General features: G+C 64.3%; 17 protein-coding genes. 10 read left to right on the top strand and 7 right to left on the bottom strand.

All coding sequences use genetic code 11. The features are described from left to right. Positions 1-172: 172 nt before the first annotated feature. Both ASC48_RS02165 and uxuA read left to right on the top strand, forming a co-directional pair. A complete protein-coding gene (locus tag ASC48_RS02165; protein ID WP_050474592.1) occupies positions 173-922 on the top strand; it encodes an FCD domain-containing protein in 750 nt (249 codons plus the stop codon). A 157-nt stretch (positions 923-1079) separates the two neighbouring features. Next, on the top strand, positions 1080-2240 hold the full coding sequence (gene uxuA, locus ASC48_RS02160; protein ID WP_055454149.1) for a mannonate dehydratase: 1161 nt from the start codon (positions 1080-1082) through the stop codon (positions 2238-2240). 146 nt (positions 2241-2386) lie between these two features. On the opposite strand, the gene ASC48_RS02155 is transcribed toward uxuA, so the two are convergent. The 5 genes from ASC48_RS02155 to ASC48_RS02135 form a co-directional block, all read right to left on the bottom strand. Then, positions 2387-3190, bottom strand: a complete 804-nt coding sequence (locus ASC48_RS02155; protein WP_055454148.1) for an inositol monophosphatase family protein — start codon at positions 3188-3190, stop codon at positions 2387-2389. Positions 3191-3220: 30 nt separating this feature from the next. Next, entirely contained in the window at positions 3221-4288 is a 1068-nt protein-coding gene (locus ASC48_RS02150; RefSeq protein WP_055454147.1) for an ABC transporter ATP-binding protein, read from the bottom strand. Continuing rightward, positions 4285-6516 carry an ABC transporter permease gene (locus ASC48_RS02145; RefSeq protein WP_055454146.1) on the bottom strand — a complete coding sequence of 744 codons (2232 nt, stop codon included), beginning with the start codon at positions 6514-6516 and terminating at the stop codon, positions 4285-4287. Before ASC48_RS02145 ends, ASC48_RS02150 begins: the two co-directional genes overlap by 4 nt. 88 nt (positions 6517-6604) lie before the next feature. Continuing rightward, on the bottom strand, positions 6605-7636 hold the full coding sequence (locus ASC48_RS02140; protein ID WP_055454145.1) for an ABC transporter substrate-binding protein: 1032 nt from the start codon (positions 7634-7636) through the stop codon (positions 6605-6607). 163 nt (positions 7637-7799) lie between these two features. Beyond that, positions 7800-8870, bottom strand: coding sequence for an ABC transporter substrate-binding protein (locus ASC48_RS02135; RefSeq protein WP_141658848.1), 1071 nt, complete (start codon positions 8868-8870; stop codon positions 7800-7802). Between the two features lie 195 nt (positions 8871-9065). Between ASC48_RS02135 and ASC48_RS02130 the strand changes: the two genes are divergently transcribed. Together ASC48_RS02130 and ASC48_RS02125 are read left to right on the top strand one after the other, a co-directional pair. Then, entirely contained in the window at positions 9066-9854 is a 789-nt protein-coding gene (locus ASC48_RS02130; RefSeq protein ID WP_055454144.1) for a response regulator, read from the top strand. After that, positions 9851-11965: a sensor histidine kinase gene (locus ASC48_RS02125; RefSeq protein WP_055454143.1), complete on the top strand. Its 2115-nt coding sequence runs from the start codon at positions 9851-9853 to the stop codon at positions 11963-11965. Before ASC48_RS02130 ends, ASC48_RS02125 begins: the two co-directional genes overlap by 4 nt. Before the next feature lie 3 nt (positions 11966-11968). On the opposite strand, the gene ASC48_RS02120 is transcribed toward ASC48_RS02125, so the two are convergent. Further along, the gene (locus ASC48_RS02120) at positions 11969-12958 is read right to left on the bottom strand and encodes a LysR family transcriptional regulator (protein ID WP_082439944.1); all 990 of its coding nucleotides are present in this window, start codon (positions 12956-12958) and stop codon (positions 11969-11971) included. A gap of 102 nt (positions 12959-13060) precedes the next feature. Between ASC48_RS02120 and ASC48_RS02115 the strand changes: the two genes are divergently transcribed. The 5 genes from ASC48_RS02115 (at position 13061) to ASC48_RS02095 (ending at position 20630) form a co-directional block, all read left to right on the top strand. Further along, positions 13061-14236: a cytochrome P450 gene (locus ASC48_RS02115; RefSeq protein WP_055454141.1), complete on the top strand. Its 1176-nt coding sequence runs from the start codon at positions 13061-13063 to the stop codon at positions 14234-14236. Positions 14237-14284: 48 nt separating this feature from the next. Beyond that, the gene (locus tag ASC48_RS02110; RefSeq protein ID WP_055454140.1) at positions 14285-14608 is read left to right on the top strand and encodes a 2Fe-2S iron-sulfur cluster-binding protein; all 324 of its coding nucleotides are present in this window, start codon (positions 14285-14287) and stop codon (positions 14606-14608) included. Positions 14609-14631: 23 nt separating this feature from the next. Beyond that, positions 14632-15825, top strand: a complete 1194-nt coding sequence (locus tag ASC48_RS02105) for an NAD(P)/FAD-dependent oxidoreductase (RefSeq protein ID WP_055454139.1) — start codon at positions 14632-14634, stop codon at positions 15823-15825. Between the two features lie 270 nt (positions 15826-16095). Continuing rightward, positions 16096-17286, top strand: a complete 1191-nt coding sequence (locus ASC48_RS02100; RefSeq protein WP_055454138.1) for an efflux RND transporter periplasmic adaptor subunit — start codon at positions 16096-16098, stop codon at positions 17284-17286. Between the two features lie 158 nt (positions 17287-17444). Beyond that, positions 17445-20630 (top strand): efflux RND transporter permease subunit, encoded by a 3186-nt coding sequence (locus ASC48_RS02095; protein ID WP_055454321.1) that lies wholly within the window; start codon positions 17445-17447, stop codon positions 20628-20630. Between the two features lie 77 nt (positions 20631-20707). Here the strand turns inward: ASC48_RS02095 and ASC48_RS02090 are convergent, their stop codons facing one another. Beyond that, on the bottom strand, positions 20708-22267 hold the full coding sequence (locus tag ASC48_RS02090) for an MDR family MFS transporter (protein WP_208975494.1): 1560 nt from the start codon (positions 22265-22267) through the stop codon (positions 20708-20710). A 174-nt stretch (positions 22268-22441) separates the two neighbouring features. Here ASC48_RS02090 and ASC48_RS02085 point away from each other — a divergent pair, with 174 nt between their 5' ends. Beyond that, entirely contained in the window at positions 22442-22939 is a 498-nt protein-coding gene (locus tag ASC48_RS02085) for a MarR family winged helix-turn-helix transcriptional regulator (RefSeq protein ID WP_244269979.1), read from the top strand. Positions 22940-22960: the final 21 nt, after the last annotated feature.

Genomic DNA, 22960 nt, shown 5'->3' with positions numbered 1-22960 from the left:
TCCGGGTGTTCTGCACCCGGATTCGTCTTATGTTTCAGGGGGAAGGTGGGCAGATACGCTGCATCGTGTAATTGACGCAAGGTGGCGGTCTGCCGGACACTTGAGGGAAGAGGCAGACCGGCAGGAGGAGAGGGCCACATGAACGGGGCCTGACGCCGGATGGAGGACGAAGATGATCGAGGCATCCGGCAGGCGGCGCTACGAGGAGGTGGCGGAGGCCCTGCGGCGGGAGCTGGCCGGGGGAACCTATCAGCCCGGCGACCGCATGAAGCCCGAGCGGCAGATTTCTGACGAGCTGGGTGTTTCGCGCTCCATCGTGCGCGAGGCGATCCTGAGGCTCGAAATCGAAGGCCTTGTCGATGTGCGCAAGGGCTCCGGTACCTATGTGGTGAAGGTGCCCGCCGGTGACGACACCGGCACGCGCGGAGACATCGGCCCTTTCGAATTGCTGCAGGCGCGGCAGGTGCTGGAAAGCTCCATCGCCGCCTTTGCAGCCACCACGGTGACCAAGGCCGACATCCTGCGCCTGCGCGAGGCGATGGAGATGGAGCGCCGGGCCATCGCAGAGGACACGGGTGACTATTCAGGCGACGAGCTGTTCCACCATCTCATTGCCGAAGCCACCCAGAACAGCGTGCTGGTCGACATGATCGACGAGCTGTGGCGCAAGCGCGAACAAAGCCCCATGTGGGCCCGCCTGCATGCGCGCATCTTCGACCGGACCTACCGGCACCGCTGGCTGGAGGATCATCAGGCGATCCTTACCGCCCTGCAGTGCCGTGACCCGCGCGCAGCCAGGCAGGCGATGTGGCAGCACCTTGAAAACGTGCGCCAGACCCTGATGGAACTGTCCGACGTGGATGACCCGCAGTTTGATGGCTATCTCTTCGACAGCCGCCCCGCAGCAGCCGCTGTTTCCTGATGGCGCCATGGACGGGGAAGGAGTGACGCACCGACAAAGGGCATTGGCCCGGTAAACCGAGTTTCTGCTGGAATGGCCTGCTTGCGGCGGCGCAAGGCAGGCCATTCCAGCCTTTCCTCCCAAGACCCCAACCGCCTCCAATTGAGGAACCTCATCCATGGAACAGACATGGCGCTGGTTCGGCCCGGCCGATCCCGTCTCGCTCGCCGATATCCGTCAGGCCGGTGCCACCGGCATCGTTTCCGCCCTGCATGACCAGCCCAATGGCACGGTCTGGCCGGTGGAGCGCATTCTCGAGCGCAAGGCGGTGATCGAGGCGGCTGGCCTCACCTGGTCCGTGGTCGAGAGCATTCCGGTTCATGAGGACATCAAGACCGCCGCGCCGGGCTGGGAGCGTTACGCCGAAGCCTGGGTGGAGAGCATGGTGAACCTCGCCCGCTGCGGCATCCGGACGATCTGCTACAACTTCATGCCGGTGATCGACTGGACCCGCACGGATCTGGCCTATGAGCTGCCGGACGGCGCCCGCTGCCTGCGCTTTGATGCCGATGCCTTCGCCGCCTTTGACCTGTTCATCCTGAAGCGTGAAGGCGCCGAGGCTGAGTACAGCGCGCAGGAGATCGACCAGGCCCGCGCCGCCCATGCGGCCATGAGCGAAGCTGACGTGGCCAAGCTGATGGCCAACATCATCGCCGGCCTGCCCGGCGCCGAGGAGAGCTATTCGCTCGACAGCTTCCGCGCCCGCCTTGCCACCTATGCCGAAGTCGATGCGGAGCGCCTGCGCGCCAACCTTGCCGCCTTCCTGAAGATCGTGATTCCCGTGGCCGAGAAGGAGGGCGTCGTGCTCGCCATCCATCCCGATGATCCGCCGCGCCCGCTGTTCGGCCTGCCGCGCGTGGTCTCCACCGCCGCTGACATGAAGGCGATTGCAGCGATGGTGGACAGCCCCGCCAACGGCTTCACCTTCTGCACCGGCTCCTATGGCGTGCGGCCGGACAACAATCTGGTCGAGATGTTCGAAGCCCATGCGGACCGGGTGCATTTCCTGCATCTGCGTGCCACCAAGCGCGAAGCCGATCCGCGCAGCTTCCATGAAGCCGCTCACCTTGATGGCGACGTGGACATGGTTGCGGTGATCAAGGCCGTGCTTCTGGCCGAGCGCCGCCGTGGCATCGAACTGCCGATGCGTCCCGACCATGGGCACCAGCTGCTGGATGACCTGCGCAAGACCTCCAACCCCGGCTATCCGGCCATCGGCCGCCTGCGCGGCCTTGCCGAGTTGCGCGGGGTCGAACGCGCCATCCGCGCCTTCATCTGACCGCTGCGTCAGATCATGAACGTCAAAGGCCGGGCAGCGATGCCCGGCCTTTGTGTTTGGAGGTTGATGTAGGTATTTAGTACTTCGTCATGCCATGACTTGATCATGGCATGACGGATGATGCGGAAGTTTTACGAAAGTTTATGTCACACCTGCGCCAGCGCCCAGATGTCGTCCTTTGCCCCCGGTCCTGCTGCGATGACAGGGGCGCCCTTGCCGAGGCCGAAGGCGGTGGCGGGGAAGGGTTCGTGGAAGCCGCCAGCCTCCTTGACAAGGCAGAAGCCGGCCATGCAGTCCCAGGCGTGCATGTAAGGCTCGTAGAAGCCGACGAGCCGGCCGGCCGAAACATAGGCCAGCATCAGCGCGCCCGAGCCGTTGCGGATCATGTTGCCGCCCCTAGCCGTCAGCGCCGTGACGATTGCACCGGTGCGCTCGGGCGTCACATGGCTGTTGCTGCTGATGCCGGTGAGGCCGTTCTGCATGGTGCGGGACGGGTCGAGCTTCAGCGGCTTGCCGTTGAGTGTGGCGCCATGGCCTTCGGCGGCGGCAAAAGTCTCCTGCAGCACGGGGGCGAGAATGACGCCGATGACCGGATCACTCTCCCGGGCAACGGCAATCGAAACGCACCAGGTGGGCAGGCCGTTGACGAAGGGGGCCGTGCCGTCGATCGGGTCCACCACCCATGTGTAGGGCGAAGTGCCGCCCGTCTGGCCGTATTCCTCGCCGAGGAAACCGTCATCGGGGAAGGCGGCAGCAACCCTTTCGCGGATGAGCTTTTCGACATTGCGGTCGGCGATGGAGACAACGTCCTGAAGGTTCGCCTTGGTCTCGATCACCAGTGTTTCGCGCCGGTTGAAATAGTCGAGCGCAAGGGCGGCGGCTTCGGTTGCGATGGATCTGGCCAGATCGAAGCGGTCGGCGATGGCGGCGGAATGCAGGTCTGCGGTCATTTCGGGGACTGTGTCCTTTAACTGGCAGGATCAGGCTGCGATGAGGGCAATGCCGCGCTGGCGCAGGCGGATGGTCACGTCCGTGCGGGCGGGCAGGGGGGATGGGGTTTCATGGTCTACCACAAACAGCGTCCCGGCAACGGTTTCCACCTCATATTCGGCATGGTCGCCGAGATAGGCCGAGGTGAGAATGCGCCCGGGGAGGCTGCCCGGCGCGGCTTCTCCGGCAGCGAGGCTTACGGCGCCGGGGCGGATGGCGAGCTGGACGCTGCCGGTTCTGGCCCCAGTGGCGGAAAGCTGATGCTCCAGCGGGCCAAGGCGGACGCGGGCGCTGGTGCCATCGGTCTCGATCACCTCGCAGGGCAGCACGTTGGCCTCGCCCATGAAGTCGGCGATGAAGCTGGAGGCGGGCGCCTCGTAAAGCTCGCGCGGGGCGCCGGACTGGGCGATGCGGCCATCCTTCATGACGATGATCGTGTCCGACACGGCCAGCGCCTCGTCCTGGTCATGCGTCACATAGACGGCGGTGAAGCCGAGGCGCTGCTGCAATTCGCGGATCTCGGTGCGCACCCGGCGGCGCAGGCGGGCGTCGAGGTTGGACAGGGGCTCGTCGAGAAGCAGGACCTGCGGCTCCAGCACCAGCGCACGGGCCACGGCAACACGCTGCTGCTGGCCACCGGAGAGTTCCGCCGGCAGCCGGTGGCCCATGCCGGCAAGGCCGACCTGCTTCAGCCCCTCTTCGGCGCGCTCGCGGGCCTGCCTGCCCTTGATGCCGGAGGATTCAAGGCCATAGGCCACGTTCTCCAGGGCGCTCATGTGCGGGAACAAGGCATAGGACTGGAACACCATCGACACGTCACGGGCATGGGCGGGCAGCATGGTCACGTCCTTGCCGCCGATGAAGATCTTGCCCCCGGTCGGGTGCTCCAGCCCCGCCAGCATGCGCAAGGTGGTGGTCTTGCCGCAGCCGGAAGGGCCGAGCAGGGTGACGAGGGTTCCCGGTTCGATCGTCAGTGACAGATCGGGAACGGCGGTGAAAGTGCCGAAGTCCTTGCGCACATGCTCGAAGACCACGGAGCCGGGCTTGTGGGATGTCATGCGGTTTTCTCCTGAGCGGACTTGAGTTCGGAAGATGCTGCAAGGCCGGAAACCCGGTTCTCGCGGCGCAGGCGCCGTTCGCCAACGAGGAACTGGAACCCGGCAATGACCGTGATCATCACGGCGATGAGCATCGAGGAATAGGCGATGGCGACGCCGTACTCGCCGTTTTCGACGAGGCCGACGATGTAGGACGTGGCCATGTTGTATTCCGCGCTGACGAGGAAGATCACCGCGCTGATGGAGGTGATGGCCCGCACGAAGGAATAGACCAGCGCAGCGGTGATGGCCGGGCGCAGCAGCGGCAGGATCACCTTGCGCAGGGTCCGGGCGCTGGTGGCCCGCAACGTCAGGGAGGCCTCGTCAAGGCTCTTGTCCAGCTGGCTCATGGCCGCAATGCCGCCGCGCACGCCCACAGGCATGTTGCGGAAGACGAAGCAGGCGATGAGGATCAGTGCCGACCCGGTCATTTCCAGCGGCGGCAGGTTGAAGGCCATGATGTAGCTGATGCCGATCACCGTGCCGGGGATGGCAAAGCTCATCATCAGGGCAAACTCGAAGGCGTTCTGGCCTGCGAATTTCTGCCGGACGATGATATAGGCCGTCAGCAGGCCGACAGCCGCCGTCAGGGGAGCCGCCAGCAGGGCGATTTTGATGGTCGTCCAGAAGGAATTCCACGCAACGCCGGTCCAGGCAAGGCTGCCGCCATCGAAGCTGACAGAGAAGGCCTTGGCATAGTGGGCAAGGGTCAGCGTGTGGTCGAGGCCCCAGGTCTTCACGAAGCCGCCGAAGACGATCATGCCGTAAATGACCAGGGTGAAGGCCATCCACGGCAGCACGATGGCATAGACCACGCGCGAAACGCTCTTCGGCAGGGGAATGTGCGAACCGCTGTCGCCCTTGCCGGTGACGGTGGCGAAGTTCTTGCCCTTCAGCCAGAACCGCTGGGCAAGGAAGGCCGTCAAGGTGAAGCCAAGCAGGATCATCGCCAGCACGGCAGCGCGTGAGGGATCATTCTGCGAGCCGACGACGGCGAAGAAGATTTCGGTCGAGAGCACGCCATGGCTGCCGCCGAGCACGAGCGGGTTGCCGAAATCGGCCATGCTTTCGATGAAGCCGATGAGGAAGGCGTTGGCGAGGCCCGGCTTCATCAGGGGCAGGGACACATGCCAGAAGGTGCGCCAGCGGCCGGCCTTGAGGGTTTGCGAGGCTTCTTCCAGCGAGGGGCTGACTCCTTCCACCACGCCGATGAGCACGAGGAAGGCGATGGGCGTGAAGGAGAGCACCTGCGCGATCCAGATGCCGGTGAGGCCATAGAGCCAGCGGCCCGGCTCGATGCCGAAGAGATCCGACAGGCCTTGTGTGACAATTCCGGAGCGGCCGAACAGCAGCACCAGCGCAAGGCCGATGACGAAGGGCGGCGTGATGATCGGCAGCACCGTGATAAGGCGCAGCCCCTTCTTCAGCGGGAAGCGCGTGCGGGTGGCGGCCAGCGCAAAGGCAAGGCCGAGCAGCGTGGAGCCAAGGCCCGTCATGATGGCCAGCCAGAAGGTGCGCCAGGCAACGCCGCAGCGGCCGTCTCCGGTCAGGCAGGAAAGGCTCCAGATGCTGGGGTCCACCACGTTGCGCAGGAAGCCGTCCGGCTTGAACGAGCCGTCGAAGTCCTGCACCGATCCGGCAAACATGCTGCCGATGGGATAGAAGACGAAGACCGCGACAAGAAACACCAGCAGCGAAATGGCCCCGGCGATGAAGGCATCGCCTTTCATGGCGCCCAGTTCCGCGCAGCCGAAGGCGACCATCAGCACGAAGACGGTGGTCAGCGTGATTGCCCCTGCGCCCATGGCGGGCTGGCCGTTGGAGAGCGCACCGAAGAGGGTTTCGCTGATGGTCCAGTTCCAGCCCGTGAAACCGATGGCAAGCCCTTGCAGGCTCATGAAAAGCACCCCGGCGGCTCCTGCCACCGCCAGAAGGCGGCCACGGGCGGGCTGGGCGCTCATCAGGCGCGATGCGCCGCCTGCTGCAAACAGCGCGATGGCCACGAAAACCCACGGGCGGCCGTTGGCGGCTGCCTGCAGCAGGCCTGGTTCCAGATCAGGGGTGGAGAGAAAGCTGGATATCCAGCCCAGGCCGAAGAAGCCGCCTTCGACCCTGTACCACGGCAAAAGAATGAGGGCGGCTGCGCCGAGGGCCAGAAGCAAGTCCAGTCGCCGGTTGCTCGTCTGCATGGAAACTGCCTGTCGTTTAAGCGGGAAGGAATGCCGGATGCAGCACCCGGGCGGTAAACCCGGGTGCTGCAGGCTCAAAGGCCGGATGTCACTGCGCGATGGCGCCGATTTCCCGGTCCCAGCGCTCCAGCAGTGCCTTGCGGGTTTCGGCGCTGCCGAACTTGCCGAAGTCGTAGTTGATCAGCTTGATCTGCTCGAAGCGGGGAGCTTCCTCGGGGATCTCGGCACTCTTGTTAGACGGCAGCTGGAAGGACTTGGCGTCCTTCATGCGCGACTGGACTTCCGGCTTCAGGGCCCAGTCGTACCAGATCTTGGCGTTTTCCATGTTCTTCGCGCCCTTGATGATGGACATGGAGCCGATCTCGTAACCCGTGCCTTCGCAGGGGGCGACAACCTTGACGGGGAAGCCTTCGGACACCATTGACACGGCATCATGCATGAAGACGATGCCAAGGCCGGTCTCGCCGCGCGCGGCGGCCTTCACCGGGGCCGAGCCGGATTTGGTGTACTGGGAGACATTGGCGTTGAGGCTCTTGAGGTAATCGAAGGCACGGTCCTCGCCCATGATCTGCACCAGCGTTGCCAGCGCGGTGTAGGCGGTGCCGGAGGAGTTCGGGTTGGCCATCTGGATTTCGCCCTTCAGTTCCGGGGCAAGCAGCGATGACCAGCAGGTGGGTTCGGCAAGGCCCTTCTTGGCGAAGATTTCCGTGTTGTAGCCCCAGCCAAGTGCACCGGCATAAATGCCGACCGTGCGGTAACCGGAGCTTTCCGCCTGGCTCTGTGCCCAGGTGTGCAGCTGGTCCAGCATTGGCGACTTGTATTCTTCCGTCAGACCGTCAGAGGCGGCCTGAAGATGCGGATCGCCCGTGCCGGCCCACCAGATGTCCGTCTTCGGATTGCGGGCTTCGGCGCGGATCTTGGCATAGGTCTCGCCCGACGAGAGACGCACCATGTTGACCTTGATGTCGTGGTCCTTCTCGAAATCGCCCTTCATCTGCTCGCAGATCACCACATCAGCAGAACAGATGAGGTTGAGGTCTCCAGCGGCCTGCGCAGTGCCAGTGCAAAGGGCGGTGCCGGCAGCAAGGGCAAGAAGCGTGAATGCGGATGCAGTCTTCATGGGTGGTTCTCCTCCGATATGATCCGCCTTGGTGCGGCGGTTTTGATAGTGCGGGCGGCGCAGGACATGGCTATCCCGTGCGGCCCGCCTGTTGGCGGCCCGCCAGTCAGTTGTCAGATCCTTGAGACTGGCCGGTGCGGGACCGGTTTTGTGCGAGGAAGGCCTATTGTGTTGGCGGCACTTCCCGCGCGAAACGTTTGAGCAGGCGGCTTCGCTCTGCCGGTGAACCGAAGGTGGCAAAGTCGTAATCGACCATGCGCATGAGAGAGATATCCGGCGCGGCTGCCGGGAGAGCGGCCTTTGCGTTTGCGGGGATCTGGTTCTGGCCTGCCTGTGCGCCGGTCGCCTGCCCTTCGGGGCTGAGGGTGAAATCGGCAAAGGCGCGGGCCAGTTCCGGATTGCGGGATCCCTTGATGAGGCTGACGGCGCCGATCTCGTAGCCCGTCCCCTCGCAGGGGGCGACGATGACCAGCGGGGAGCCCGCCAGCTTCTGAGTGACGGCATCGTGGATGAACGAAATGCCGATCAGCGTATCCCCCCGTGCGGCGGCCTTGACGGGTGCCGCGCCGGATTTCGTGTAGCTGGAGACATTGGTGCCAAGCCTTGCGAGATAGGCAAAGGCCTCGTCTTCGCCGAAGAGCTGCACCAGTGTGGCCAGCGCGGTATAGGCAGTGCCTGAGGTTTCCGGATTTCCGGCCTGGATTTCACCCCTGTAGGCCGGATCGGTCAGATCGTTCCAGCAGGAAGGGGCAGGCAGGCGCCGCTGTGCCAGAAGATCCCTGTTATAGGCAAAGCCGAGGGCGCCCGCATATACGCCCGAACTGAGACTGCCCGACATGGTATGAAAATTCTGCGCCCAGGGCAGCAGGTCTTTTTCATGGGGAGAGGTATAGGCCTCCAGCAGGCCTTCGGCGGCGGCCTGAAGATGGGTGTCGCCCGTGCCGCCCCACCACACGTCGACGGTGGGTGCTGCGCTGTCCTTGCGGATGGCATCAAGGATTTCGCCCGTGCTGAGCCGGGTCATGGTGATCTCAAGGCCGGAGTGGCGCTCGAACGCGGCTTTCATGGTGGCGCACCAGTCCTCATCCACACCGCAAAGCACGTTGAGTGTGCCAGGTGCAGGGCCGGTTTCTGCAGGGCCGGTTTCTTCTGCCAATGCGGTGCCGCCCAGCCAGAAGCCGAGCGCAGCCGCCAGAACGGTTGCTGCCTTCACCTTGTTCCTCCCGCCAGACATCCTCCATGTCCGGACAGGAGAAGCATGCGCAGGAAACGGAGGCTGTGCAATCAAAGAATGGTTTCAGTTGTTTCAGTGCTCCGGAAAAGTTGTTTCAGTTGTTGCAAATATTACAAATATTACAGCGTGCCACTTCAACAGATGCTTTGAATACGGGGCTGGCAGCTTCTATAGTGTGATTGGGAGGACTGAAAATTGCTGGCACAGAAAGTGAGGATTCTGGTCGTCGAAGACGATCCGGACATGGCCGAGCTGATCTGCGATCTGCTCGAAGCGGAAGGCTGGGAGCCTGCGCATGCGGCTTCTGCCGAGGCGGCGGCGGAGGTGCTGGGGCGCGAGCGGCTGCATCTGGTGTTGATCGATCACAATCTGCCGGGCACCTCGGGCCGCGCCTTTGCGCAGCGCCTGCGGGCCAGCATGGATATTGGCATCATCATGGTGACGGCGGCAGGAAGTGCGGCCGAACGGGTGCTGGGACTGGAAACGGCGGCAGACGACTATGTGGTGAAGCCTTTCGAGCCCATTGAACTAACGGCTCGCATCAAGGCGCTGCTGCGGCGCATGAACCCCTCGCTGCGCGGCGGAGATGCCACCGAACGGCCGGGCAGCAGCACGAGAGAGACGGGCAGGGCAGCGGCGATGACGGAGGGTATGGATGGGGCGGCCCTCGTTCTGGGAGACTGGTCCATCGACCTGCAGAACCGCCGTGCCGTCTGCCGCCACGATCCGGGCCGCACGCTGACGGCGGCGGAATTCGCGCTTTTGGAGATCCTCGCCGCAACGCCGGACATGCCTGTCAGCCGCGCCCAGATCCTCGACCGGCTGGGCGCTGAAACAGACAGGCATATCGACCGGAATGTGGATGTGCTGGTGCTGCGATTGCGGCGCAAGATCGAGCCCAATCCCGACCTGCCGCGCCATGTACTGACCCGGCGCGGCAAGGGCTACATCCTGCATATGGGTGCAGGCGGACCGCACACGTGATCACCCGCGTCCTGAGCCGTCCATATCTCTCCTCCATCGCCTTCCGGCTGCCCTTTGCCATCATCTTCATCTGCGCGCTGGTCTTCGGCCTGTCCGGTGTGGCGATCTTCGGGCTGGTGCGGGCGCGCGATGAAATGGCGGCCTACAGGCTGGATGCCTATACGAGCCTGGCTAAGGCCTCGCTGGTGTCGCGGCAGGTATCGGATCTTGTCTCCAGCGCACCGCTGCTGATGAATGCGACCTTACCCTACCGGGTCTCCAGCAAGAGCCGGGCGCTGGTGGAGCAGGTGGACACATTGCTGGCTGCCATGGCCAGCCAGCCGTCCGGAGGTCCGGTGACTGGGCCGGAGGAGCAGCGGATCTTGGATTTGCTGCAGGCCATCCGTGAGCAGACGCGGGTTTTGGCGGCCAATGCGGATGCTGCCCAACAGCACAAGGAAAGGGCCGCCGCCGCGCTGGGAGAGATCGCAGTGGCGGGCGATGTGGCCAATACAGGTGTGCGGCGGCGCCTCAATGCGATTGTGCAACTGGCGGCGGTGTCTGACAGCCTGTTCCAGCTGGGCGAGCTGAAACGGCGCTATGTGCAGGAAACGGCAGGCTCTGCCGAAGTGCCCGGTCCGCCGCCGGTTTCACCGGCGCTGCTGGCGCCCTATGACCGGGTGTTCGAGGCGCAGACCCGGTATCTGCTTGAGATGTATGCGATCCGCTCGTCCGTTTCCCGGCTGCATGCGGTGGCGCGGGAACTGTCGCTGGCCTCCGAAACCCAGTCGGATGCGGTGACCCGCAGCCTCAACGAGAACATTCTGGCCGCTTCCGAGGCGCTGACACGGCTGCTCATCATAGTGGCGCTTGCGGCTGTCCTGGTGCTGGGCCTTGCCATCCTCTCCATCCGCTCAGCCATGCGGGTGTCGCGCGGGATTGTCGATCTGTCGCAGGGCATGCAGGCGCTGGCCAAGGGCCAGAAGGATGTGGGTCCGCCGTCCTATGCGGGCGGGGAGAGCGAGCTGTTGCAGCTGCTCGATGCCTTCCGCGCCTTCCGCGACAGCGTGGAGCGGGTGACGCGCCTGCGCAAGACGGCGGAAGCGGCTGCACGCACCATCCGCTCCACCTTCCGCAGCATGAATGAAGGGATCGCTCTGTTCGATCCGCAGGGGCAGCCCATCACCATGAACCGCCGGGTCATCGAACTGGTGGGCCACAAGGGCGCTGCCCGCAAGCTGCCGGCGCGGCGTTTTGTGGCGCCAGTCGCTGGCCTTGATCCGCGCCTTCTGCCGGGCGATGGCGAGCCGGGACTGCTGGCGGGGCCTGTCTCCCTGCGCCACCGGGACAGCACCGGCCGGGTGACGGAAATCTCCCTCTCGCGGCAGGCCGACGGCGGCATCGTGCTGCTGGCGCGGGATGTGACGCAGACCGACCGGCAGGAGGCGGAAGCGGCGCGGGCGCAGCGGCTCGACGGCATCATGCGCATGACCCATCAGGTCAGTCATGAGGTGGGCAACATGATCGGCATCATCACCGGCAGCCTTGGCCTGCTGGAGCGGGACGACGGCTTCAACGAGCGCCAGCGCCGCCACCTCGCCCGCATCCGCAAGGCGGCAGACCGGGGCCGGGCACTTGCCTCCAGCATGCTGTCCGTTGGCAGCCAGCAGCCCATCACCCCGGCCAGCGTCGATGTGGGCGCGCTGCTGCGCAGCATGGCTGATGTGCTGGAAATTGCCGTGGGCGAAAGCTGCAAGGTGGAGATCCGCTGCGAGGAGCCCTTGCCGAGGATCGAGACGGATGCGGCCCTCTTCGAGCAGTCGGTGCTCAACCTCTGCCTCAACGCAGCCGCTGCCATGCCGCAGGGCGGCAGCATCGTTCTGGCCTGCCGGGCCGAGGCGGGCATGCTGGTGCTGGAGGTGAAGGACACCGGCACGGGCATGACGCCGGATGTCGCCGACAAGGCTTTCGAGCCCTATTTCACCACCCGCCCGGGCAGCGGCGGCGCGGGGCTGGGGCTTGCGCTGGTCTATGGCTTCATGCGCCAGTCCGGCGGTGACGCCCGCATCCTCTCCGCCCCCGGTGAAGGCACGGTGGTGACGCTGGTGTTTCCGGCACCCGCCGGGGCTTGACGCTCAGCCGCGTCCAAGCGTGCGGCTGACGGACTGGGCGATGATTTCGCGGATCTGGCGGTGAAGCGGGGACTTGTGCACCCTTTCGGTCCAGACCATCAGCACGTCGAAGGGGGCGGGGACCGGGCAGGGGGTGATGTGCAGCTCGTCCGAGAAATACTGCGCCAGCAGGCCCGGCATGGTGGCCACATAGCCGGTGGTGCGGATGAGGCGCGGCAGGCCGGCCGGGCTGGGCACTTCAAGGCTGGCCTTCAGCCGGCGGCCCATGGCCTCCAACTCCCTGAGATAGCCGGATTTCCATAAGCCGCCATAGGTGGCAACGACATGATCCAGCGCCAGATAGTCCTCCAGCGTCAGCGCCTTGCCCGCCAGCGGATGCTCCTTGCCCGCCAGCGGATGCTCCTTGTCCATGGCGCAGACATAGTGCTCGTCCAGAAGCTTGCGGCTGTAGAAGGCGGCATCGTTGCGGCGGAAGGGGCCAAGCAGCAGGTCCGCATGCGAGCGCACCAGCTGGTCCGGGCCGATATCGGCCGAGGGAATGATCTCGATGCTGAAGCCGGGCGCAGCCTGGCGCAGGTCGCGCACGATCTCGGGGATGATGATCATCCGCTCATAGTAGTTGCAGGCGATGACATAACGCCCTTCGATGCGGGCGAGATCCAGCGGGTCCGGCTCGGCAAGGCGCAGAAAGTCATCCAGCATGGTGCGGGTGCTGGCGAGGATCTGCTCGCAGCGCGCGGTCGGCATCTGCTGGCCTTCGACCCGCAGGAACAGCGGATCGGCAAAGACCTTGCGCAGCTTGTCGATCGTGTAGCTGACGGCCGACTGGTTCAGCCCCAGCACCTCCGCGGCCCGGCTGAAGGAGCCTTGTGCATGCACAATATGCAGGGTGTTGAGCGCGGCAAAATCCACCCCCAGCGGCCCCGCCCGGCCTGTGCCCGGTCTGGTATCCGGCTTTTCCTCCTGCATGGCGCGCTCTCTCAATCGCTCCATCAAATTTTCCGATTTCAGGTATCAGGGAAACCGCATTGCCGCGTCAAGGCGCATGCGCTTTCGTGGGGGCACGGATTGCAGATCAAGGGAGGAGGACTGCACATGCCGCTCGCGCCACTCGACGAGACCACCACGATTGCACAGCTGACGGATGACCCTTATCCGGTCTACCGCCGCATGCGGGCTGAAACGCCTGTCATCCGCGTTGCTTCGGTCAAGCGCACGTTCCTGACCAAGGCGGTCCACACCAAGGCGGTGAAGGACAACCCGGCCCTGTTCAGCTCCGATGATCCTAACACGCCGATGAAGCCGGCCTTTCAGGCCCATACCCTGATGCGCAAGGACGGCGAGGAGCACCGGCGCGAGCGCATGGCCATGCAGCCGGCCTTTACGCCGAAGGTGATCCGCAGCAACTGGGCGGAGCTTTATCAGTCCATCGCCGAGGACTATGTCTCCCGCCTGCCGCGCGGGGAGACGGTGGATCTGTTCACGGATCTTTGCGGCCCGGTGGCGGCGCGCATTCTGGCGCATATCCTTGGCGTCGAGGAAGCGACCGACGAGGAGATGCAGCGCTGGTCGCAGATCCTGATTGATGGCGCGGGCAATTTCGGCTGGCGGCCGGAGCCCTTCGAGGCCAGCGACAAGGCGAATGCGGAGATGAATGCCCTGTTCGACAGGCTTCAGGCCCGCCACAAGGCAGAGCCCAATGCATCGGCCTTCTCGGTCATGCTGAATGCGCCGGACCCGATTCCGGTTGGCCAGATGTATGCCAACATCAAGATTGCCATTGGCGGAGGCATCAACGAGCCGCGTGATGCGCTGGCGACAATCATCTATGGCCTGCTGACCAACCCGGATCAGCTGGCTGAGGTGCGCCGTCAGGAGGCCTGGGAGCAGGCCTTTGAGGAAGGCGTGCGCTGGGTGGCGCCGATCCAGGCCTCATCCCGCCGGGTGCTTGAGGACACGGAGATCGGTGGCTTCGAGATTCCCAAGGGTGACACGGTGATGACCATTCAGGCCTCCGCCAACCGGGATGAGGAGATTTACGAGAACGGCGAGGAGTTCTTCGTCTTCCGGGACAAGAACCCGCATCAGGCCTTTGGCAGTGGCCCGCACCATTGCGCCGGTGCCCATATTGCCCGCCGCACGGTCGGTCAGATCATGCTGCCGCTGCTGTTTGACCGGTTCCCGGACATGGAATTGCCGGACCCGTCTGCGGTGAAGTGGAAAGGCTTCGGCTTCCGCGGGCCCATCAATCTGCCGGTGAAGCTGAATTAGGCTGGCAGTTTCAAGTTTCGCAAGGTCTCGAATGGAGGAGGGAGAGACATGGTGAAGGTGACCTATGTGCACCACGACGGCACGCGCACCGAGGTGGACGGCAAGGAGGGCGACACCGTGATGCACACGGCGGTGGCTCATGATGTGGACGGCATCGTCGGCGAATGCGGCGGGGCCATGATGTGTGCCACCTGCCATTGCTATGTGGACGATGAATGGCTGGACGCTGCCGGAGAGCGGCGCGACGGCGAGGAAGACATGCTGGACTGCGGTGCCGCCGAGGTGAAGCCGAACTCGCGCCTGTCCTGTCAGATCCGGCTCAGCCCGGCGCTGGATGGCCTCGTCGTGCATATGCCCGAAGAGCAGATGTGAGCCTCTAAGGGCAGGAGAAAAGAATGCAGCGGATCGTCATCATCGGGGCCGGGCAGGGCGGCCTGCAGGCGGCCATGAGCCTCAGGCAGGAAGGCTTTACCGGCGCCATCACGCTGATTGGTGCCGAGTCTGGCCTGCCCTATCAGCGCCCGCCGCTGTCCAAGGCCTATCTGAAGGATGGTGACGGCTCGCGGCTGGACCTGCGCCCGGCCGCATTCTTCGAAAAGAGTGAGGTTACGCTCGTTTCCGGCGTCCGGGCGGAACGTATTGACCGCGAAGGCCGTGAGGTGCATGCGGGCGGCAGGGTCTTTTCCTACGATCATCTGATCTTCGCCACCGGCACCCGCAACCTGCGCCCGCCGATTCCCGGGCTGGAGCGGGCGCTGGATCTGCGCACGCTGGAAGATGCGGCAAGGCTGCGCGGCGAGTTGGAACGGCCCCGGCGCATTGCCATCATCGGCGGCGGCTTCATCGGGCTGGAGTTTGCCGCCGTTGCCCGTGCTGCCGGGCACGAGGTGACGGTGGCGGAGGCCGCGCCCCGCTTGATGGCTCGGGTGCTGTCGCCGGAGCTTTCCGCCCGCTTCCTGTCCTTGCACGAGGGCATGGGCACCTGCGTTCTGCTGGGCCGGCCGGTGAGTGCGGTGACAGACGAGGGCATCATCCTTGCAGATGGCTCTGGCATCGCGGCGGATCTGGTGATCCTGGCGGCAGGTGTCGTGCCGAATACTGAGCTTGCTGTAGAGGCAGGGCTTGAGATTGCCAATGGCGTTGCGGTGGATGGTCAGCTTCTGACGTCCGATCCGTCCATCTCGGCGCTGGGGGACTGTGCGTCCTTTCCTGATCCGGTGACTGGGGCGCGCATCCGCCTTGAAAGCGTGCAGGCGGCCACCGATCACGCCCGCTACATTGCCCGGCGTCTCGTGAAGGGGGCGGGCGCGCCCTATGCCGCCGTGCCGTGGTTCTGGTCGGATCAGACCGACTGGAAGCTGCAGATCGCAGGCCTCGCCGGGCCGGGAGATGAAAGCCTTGCCCTTGGGCCGGATGCCGTGCTGCGCCTGCGCGATGGTGTTCTCTCGGCTGTCGAGACGGTCAATGACGCCAAGACCCACATGCAGGCCCGCAAGCTGCTTGGTGGCCCCAACCCGCCCTCCCGCGCAGAACTGGAAGCCTGCGGCTTCGATCTGGCAGCGCTTGCCAAGGAGCGGGCGGCGGCGTGAGCGCGTTTCCGGGTCTGCCACGCAGTCAGCATCAAGAGGGGCAGTACGCGCGGGCATGAGCCCGCCGGATACATTCTGGTACAAATTTTCCGGGGCTTTTCGCCCAATGCCACCAGATTGACCAGCTTTGCCGCAAATTTCCGCTGGCGCCAGAGTCAAAAAATTTTGATGTTTCCTCGTGTAACGTTCACGCTACATATTCTGATGGTAGAAGGGCGATACCGGTTTTGAGCTTGGCGGCCGAACGGAAAATTTGAACTGGAGTTTCATGTGTCGCTCTGGAGACAATCGCTTTTAAGCCTTGTCATTATTGTTGCTGGCCTTGGCCTTTGGGCCAGGTTTTATCCCGGTGCAGGTGAAATTCTGGCACCTGCAGGGCTTGGCTGGCTCGCAGCTGCCTCCACGCCTCCGGCATCCGGTGGCGGGCAGGGTGGCGGCCAAGGGGGAGGTCAGGGTGGCCGCGGGCCGCAGGGGATCGTCAACGTGGCGCCGGTCACGCAGCAGACGATCAACGACCGCCTCTCCGCCATCGGCACGGGCCGCGCTGTCCGGTCCGTCGAGGTCCGGCCGTTCGAATCCGGCCGCATGACGGAAATTCTTGTGAGGTCTGGTGCCGTCGTGAAGCGTGGCGATGTGATTGCCAAGCTTGATTCCGAGGCTGAGGAAATTGCCGCCGAACGCGCCGAGATCGCCCTCAAGGATGCCGAAGCGCGGCTGGGCCGCACCCGGCAACTGCGCCAGTCCAATTCGGCCAGCGAGGTGCAGGTGACGGATGCAGAGCTGGCTGCGCAGAATGCGAAGCTTGCCCTGCGCGATGCCCGGCTGGCCCTGTCGCGCCGCTCGGTCGAAAGCCCGATCGATGGCATCGTCGGCATCCTGCCGATCACGGAGGGCAACTATGTCACCTCGTCCTCGGTGATTGCCACCGTCGAGGACCGTTCCGAGCTGCTGGTGGATTTCTGGGTTCCTGAACGCTTTGCCGGAATTGCCGTCGGCACTCCGCTGAGGGCCGTGTCCGTTGCCAGGCCTGGTGAATATTACAACGGCGAAGTGAGCGCCGTGGACAACCGGGTCGAAACCGAAAGCCGGACCCTGCAGGTGCAGGCGACTATCCGGAACGATGGTGACCGGCTGCGTCCAGGCATGTCATTCCAGGTGGAAATGCGGTTCCCCGGCGAGACTTTTACCGCGGTCGATCCTCTGGCTGTTCAGTGGGGCGCGGATGGCGCCTTTGTCTGGGCGGTGCAGGACGGCAAGGCAAAGCGGACGCCGGTGCGCATCATCCAGCGCAACACCCGCAATGTGCTTGTGGAAGCTGAGCTGAAACCCGGCGACGAGGTGGTGACGGAAGGGCTGCATCTGGCCCGTGAAGGCGCGGCGTTAAACATCGCCGGACGGCAGGCGCCGAAACCGTCAGGTGATACGGCCGCAAAGCCCGCCGCCGCGCCGAGTGGCTCCTGAGAGCCCGGGCGGCTGGATTTCGTCCTGCCGCTGCCGCGCATGACCGCACTGGAGCTGCCGATTGTGTTGCGCCGCGGTCATGCCTTTGAGGACAAACCTGCCCACAGTCCGCACCACCTGATGTGGCGGGCTGCCCGGGATATTGGAACGAGGCCAAGATGAGCTCCAGCCACAAGCCTGACCGCAGCTTTACAGCCCTCTTCGTCCGCCGCCCCGTGCTGGCCTTCGTGATGAACATGCTGATCGTCGTTGCGGGCCTTGCCGCCTTCTTCGGCGTGGAAGTGCGCGAACTGCCGGATGTGGATCAGCCGGTCATCTCCATCCGCACCACCTACAACTCCGCCTCGGCCGAAACCATCGACCGGGAAGTCACTGGCGTCATTGAGGGCGCGGTGTCGCGGGTTTCCGGCGTCAAGTCGATCTCGTCCTCGTCCTCCTACGGTGAAAGCCGTGTGACGGTCGAGTTCTATGACAACGTCAATCTGGATGCGGCAGCGGCGGACATGCGCGATGCTCTGGGCCGCATCACCAACAACCTGCCCGAGGATGCCGACGCTGCCCGTATCATCAAGGCTGACTCCAACGCCCAGCCCGTGGTGCGTCTGGCGCTGACATCCGACAGCATGTCCGTTGAGGATCTGACGGTACTGGTGGAAGACGAGGTCGCAGACGTTCTGTCCGCCGTGCCCGGTGTGGCCGATGTGCAGTTGTCCGGCGACCGGGACAAGATCTTCCGCATCGATATCGATCAGGCAAAGATGGCCAGTCTCAACCTGACGGTTGGCGATGTGGCGTCGGCCCTGTCCACGATGGCCTTCGATACGCCTGCCGGCTCGCTGACCAGCCAGACGCAGGATCTGATCGTGCGGGCAAGTGCGGCCATCGATACGCCGGAAGCGTTTGAGAGTATCATCCTGAACCGCCGGGCCCGTCTGGGGGATTTCGCCACGGTTACGCTGGGGCCGGATATCGGCCAGTCGCAGCTCAGGGCCAATGGCAAATCAGGCATTGGCCTTGGCATCATCCGCGCGGCCCAGTCCAATACCCTGGAAATCTCGCAGGGGGTTGCAGCTGCCGCCGCACGAATCCAGCAGACCTTGCCGGAAGGCACGAAGATCGAAGTCACCAGTGATGATGCAACCTTCATCACCGGCTCCATCCATGAGGTGGAGATTGCGCTGATAATTTCCGTCAGCGTGGTGCTGCTGATCATCTTCCTCTTTCTGCGGGACTGGCGGGCAACGCTTATTCCGGCCGTAACCATGCCGGTGGCTTTGATCGGCACGCTGGCGGCGATCTATCTGGCCGGTTTCTCCATCAACATCCTCACCCTGCTGGCGCTGGTTCTGGCGACGGGCCTTGTGGTGGATGACGCCATCGTGGTGCTGGAAAACATCGTGCGCCGCCGCAACCAGGGCATGGGGCCACGGGCGGCCGCAGTTCTAGGCACGGACGAGGTGTTCTTTGCCGTGATCGCGACGACGGCGACGCTGGCGGCTGTCTTCGTGCCGCTGTCCTTCCTGCCCGGACAGACCGGCGGCCTGTTCCGGGAATTCGGCTTCGTACTGGCGATTGCAGTGCTGCTGTCGTCTGTGGTGGCGCTGTCGCTCTGTCCGATGCTGGCGTCCCGCCTGCTCAAAGGCAAGGTCGCCAATATGGGGGCGGACGAGACCGTCATGCTTGAAACAGAGGCACAGGACGATGCCGGGAGCGTGCAGACGGCTGCTACGGCAAAACAGGCGAATGGTGGTCTGGCTGGTCTCTACCGGCGCACGCTGATGGCCTGTCTGAATGCGCCCCTGGTGGTGCTTGCCGTGTCGCTGCTTTTTGCCTTGTCGGCGGTGGTGTTGTTTGGCTCCATCAAGTCCGAGCTGACGCCTTCCGAAGACAGGTCCATGGCTTTCATGCGGATTTCGGCCCCGCAGGGCGTGAGTCTTGACTATCTTGCGGAACAGATGACGCGGATTGAAGAGCTGATCCAGCCGTTGCGCGACAGTGGTGAAATCACCAGCACCTTCTCTGTCGCAGGGCAGGGCGGACGGTCCAACAACGGCTTCATGGTGATGCGCCTTGCGCCCTGGGAGGCACGCACGCGTTCGCAGCAGGAGATCGTTGCGGATGTGTCGCGGCTGGTGCGGGATGTGCCGGGCGTGCGGGCCTTTGTGTTCCAGCCCAACAGCCTGGGCATTCGCGGGGCTGGTTCAGGCCTTCAGTTTGCAGTGGCTGGCAGCAATTATGCGGCACTTGGGGAGAGCGCCGCGAAGATCGTCGCGGAGCTGGAAAAGGATCCGCGCTTCACGCAGCCGCGCCTGTCCACCGAGGCAACGCAGCCGCAGCTCTCCGTCTCCATCGACCGGGAGCGGGCGTCTGACCTCGGCATCGACATCAACGGCCTTGGCAATGCCATGCAGGCGATGCTGGACGGGCGCCGCGTCGGGCAGGTCTTCATCGAAGACCGCAGCTTCGATGTGAAGTTTGTTTCCACCACCAACCCGATCAACGACCCGACGGATCTAGAGAACGTGTTCCTGCGCACCGGCGACGGGCGTTTCGTGCCGGTGTCTACCATTGCGACGCTGACCGAAAAGGCCGTGCCGCCGCAACTGGACCGGGAGCAGCAGCTGCGTGCTGTGGCGATTACTTCCAGCCTTGCCCCGGATTTTGCTCTGGGTGATGCCTACAAGGTGGCACAGGAGATTGCAGCGCCGCTGCTGCCGCCGGGCGGGCGCATCGTGCCGCTGGCGGAAGCCGCAACACTGGGCGAGCAGTCGGCCAGCATGGCCCGCACCTTCGGCTTTGCTCTGCTGATCATCCTTCTGGTGCTCGCAGCGCAGTTCGAAAGCTTTGTCAGCGCCCTGATCATCATGTTCACTGTGCCCCTTGGCCTTGCCTGCGCCGTCTATGCCATGGCCTTCAGCGGCACATCGCTCAATGTCTACAGCCAGATCGGCCTTGTGCTCCTTGTGGGTATCATGGCCAAGAACGGCATTCTGGTGGTGGAATTTGCCAACCAGCTGCGGGACAAGGGCCTTGGGGTGCGAGAGGCGGTGGAGAATGCGGCCAACATCCGCCTGCGGCCCGTGATGATGACGATGATCTGCACTATCGTCGGTGGTATTCCTCTGGTTCTCGCCTCCGGTGCCGGGGCTGAGGCCCGCATCGCCCTGGGATGGATCATCGTCGGCGGCCTTGGTCTTGCGACCTTCTCCACCCTCTATCTGACCCCGGTTGCCTATCTCCTGCTCGGCCGCTTCATCAAGCCGCAGGCAGAACAGGAAAGCCGTCTGGAGCGGGAAATGAGAGATGCGCGTGACGGTACCGCGCGGATGACGCCGGGCGAGTGAGATCACTCCGTAAAGACAGAAAAGCCCCCGCCAGTGACCCTCTGGCGGGGGCTTTTGCTTCTGTGCTTCGGACTGGTTCAGCCCTTGGCATCCCCCACCGGCAGGCGGATGTTGCGTAAGGCGAGGGCGGCAACGAGACCAACTGCGGCGATGAGGGCGGCTGTCAGGAACAGCGGCTGGAAGGCGGACTGGTAGATGCTTCCAAGCAGGTGCCTTGCGGTGTCCGGCAGGGCCGCTGTCTGTGCAGGCGACAGCTTTTCCAGATGCTCGACACCGGGCACCTCGCCCATGTGGCGGCCGAGGCCAGCGGAGAGGATTGCGCCATAGATTGAGATACCGATGGAGGCACCGCCGATGCGGGTGAGGGTGACGCTGCCGGTGGCCGCGCCCACGTCCCGCCTGTCTGCCGCATTCTGCACGCCCAGCACGGGCACCTGCTGGCCGATGCCGACACCGATGCCCTGCGCCAGCATGATGAACCCAAACAGGATGGCCGGGGTGTTGCTGCCGGTGAAGCTGTAGGCCAGAAGCATGATGACCCCGGTCAGTGTCGAGAGCACGGAGAAGATCTTGTAGTTGCCCGAGGCCGACATCAGCCTCCCGGCGGAAAGCGACCCGATGGCGATGCCGGCGGTCAGCGGAATGAAGAACACGCCGGCTGCCGAGGGGCTGAGGCCAAGGCCTGACTGCAGGTAGAGCGCATAATAAGTGACCAGGCCGATGCCGATGGCGCCGCTTGCCGCCGAGATGGTCAGGAGCAGGCCGATCTGGCGGTTGCGGAAGAGCGAGAGCGGCAGCACCGGTTCCGGCGCGCGCCTCTCCACCAGGATGAGGGCAAGGAGGGCCAGCATGCCTGTGCCGAGAACGGCAAGGGCCGTGGGTGACAGAAGCCCGCCGAACAGTTCCGAGCCATCGGCCCACAACACGATGCTGCCCGTCACCATGGCGGCCAGGATGGCGCCCGGATAGTCGATCTTCGGCTTCCGGTCCGGCCGCTTGTAGGGCAGCATGATCGCAAGGGCGGTGAGGACGATGATGCCGACCGGCAGGTTGATGAAGAAGATCGAGCGCCAGCCGAACAGCTCGCTCATGGTGCCGCCCAGCACCGGGCCGATGGCGCCTGACAGCATCAGCACGAGGCTGGAATAGCTCTGGTAGCGCGCCCGCTCGCGCGGGGCGAAGAGATCGGCGTTGATCGAAAAGATCGTCACCATGATGCCGCCGCCGCCAAGGGCCTGCAGCACGCGCGCTGCAATCAGCGTGTTCATGGAGACGGCAAGGGCACAGGTGAGCGAGCCAATCGTGAAGATGGCGATGGCGGCCAGCATCACGTATTTGCGCCCGAACAGATCACCCAGCTTGCCATAGACCGGCATCACGGCGCTGGAGGCGAGAAGATAGGCGGATGCCACCCAGCCGAAGCGCTCGATCTGGCCAAATTCGCCGACGATGGTCGGCAGGGCCGTGGCGACGATCTGGTTATCCAGCGTCGCCATGAAGACGCCCATCAGCAGGAACAGGAAAATGATGATCCTGCGCGGGTGGGGTGGTCTTTCAGGCGAGGTGGTGTGGGGAAGAGCCGCGGATGCAGCCGCACCGGCTTCAAGCTCTGCGGGCTCTGTAAGATGTTTGTTCATGGCAATGGCGCGTCCAGAAATTCCCCCCTTGCGGGACCCCCGCAATCCATCCGGCGGATGATTGTGAAAATATGTGCTTTTCGCATATATGTGTCAATGTCAAATAAGTGACAAGCGCACGCGGCGGGATTATGCTGCTTCTGGGATCGATACAGGCAGGGGATGAAGGAGCAGATGGCAGATCAGGACCGCGGACGGCAGGAAGAGGATTTCGCGTTGATCTCCGCAAGTCTCGGCCGCATGCGCATGATGATCGGCCGCCGCATCATTGGCCGCATCGCCCTGCAGCAGACCGAGCCGGGGCTGGAGCTGACCCATCTGGATGTTATCGACGCCGTGCGCCGCCGCGCGCCCGAGGGGGAGGTGACTGTCGGGGCGATTGCCGAATTCATCCGGGTCGACCCCTCCCGCAGCAGCCGGCTGGTGGCGGATCTGGTGCAGCGCGGACTGTTGCGCCGGACTGTGTCGCAGGAGGATGCGCGCCGCAGCGTCGTGGAGTTGACGGAGCGCGCCCACGAGTATTTCCGCGTTGCCGACCGGGTGAAGCAGGGCTTCATCCGCGATATCACCGCAGACTGGAGCGCAGAGGATCTCGACCGCTTCGCTATTCTGCTCGACCGTTTCGTCACGGGACTGGAAGAGCGCTCTCGCCTGCCGGGGGATGCCGGCTGAGCAGACTTGCGGGCCCCGGCC

It is taken from the genome of Pannonibacter indicus, from assembly GCF_001418225.1.
Lineage (GTDB): Bacteria > Pseudomonadota > Alphaproteobacteria > Rhizobiales > Stappiaceae > Pannonibacter > Pannonibacter indicus.
This window is presented reverse-complemented; position numbering and strand designations above follow the sequence as displayed.

Bases quoted from the DNA above. Each gene is read 5' to 3' on its own strand.
- ASC48_RS02165 (WP_050474592.1), top strand. From the start codon at position 173: ATGATCGAGGCATCCGGCAGGCGGCGCTACGAGGAGGTGGCGGAGGCC.
- uxuA (WP_055454149.1), top strand. From the start codon at position 1,080: ATGGAACAGACATGGCGCTGGTTCGGCCCGGCCGATCCCGTCTCGCTC.
- ASC48_RS02155 (WP_055454148.1), bottom strand. From the start codon at position 3,190: ATGACCGCAGACCTGCATTCCGCCGCCATCGCCGACCGCTTCGATCTG.
- ASC48_RS02150 (WP_055454147.1), bottom strand. From the start codon at position 4,288: ATGACATCCCACAAGCCCGGCTCCGTGGTCTTCGAGCATGTGCGCAAG.
- ASC48_RS02145 (WP_055454146.1), bottom strand. From the start codon at position 6,516: ATGCAGACGAGCAACCGGCGACTGGACTTGCTTCTGGCCCTCGGCGCA.
- ASC48_RS02140 (WP_055454145.1), bottom strand. From the start codon at position 7,636: ATGAAGACTGCATCCGCATTCACGCTTCTTGCCCTTGCTGCCGGCACC.
- ASC48_RS02135 (WP_141658848.1), bottom strand. From the start codon at position 8,870: ATGTCTGGCGGGAGGAACAAGGTGAAGGCAGCAACCGTTCTGGCGGCT.
- ASC48_RS02120 (WP_082439944.1), bottom strand. From the start codon at position 12,958: ATGGAGCGATTGAGAGAGCGCGCCATGCAGGAGGAAAAGCCGGATACC.
- ASC48_RS02115 (WP_055454141.1), top strand. From the start codon at position 13,061: ATGCCGCTCGCGCCACTCGACGAGACCACCACGATTGCACAGCTGACG.
- ASC48_RS02110 (WP_055454140.1), top strand. From the start codon at position 14,285: ATGGTGAAGGTGACCTATGTGCACCACGACGGCACGCGCACCGAGGTG.
- ASC48_RS02105 (WP_055454139.1), top strand. From the start codon at position 14,632: ATGCAGCGGATCGTCATCATCGGGGCCGGGCAGGGCGGCCTGCAGGCG.
- ASC48_RS02095 (WP_055454321.1), top strand. From the start codon at position 17,445: ATGAGCTCCAGCCACAAGCCTGACCGCAGCTTTACAGCCCTCTTCGTC.
- ASC48_RS02090 (WP_208975494.1), bottom strand. From the start codon at position 22,267: ATGAACAAACATCTTACAGAGCCCGCAGAGCTTGAAGCCGGTGCGGCT.
- ASC48_RS02085 (WP_244269979.1), top strand. From the start codon at position 22,442: ATGGCAGATCAGGACCGCGGACGGCAGGAAGAGGATTTCGCGTTGATC.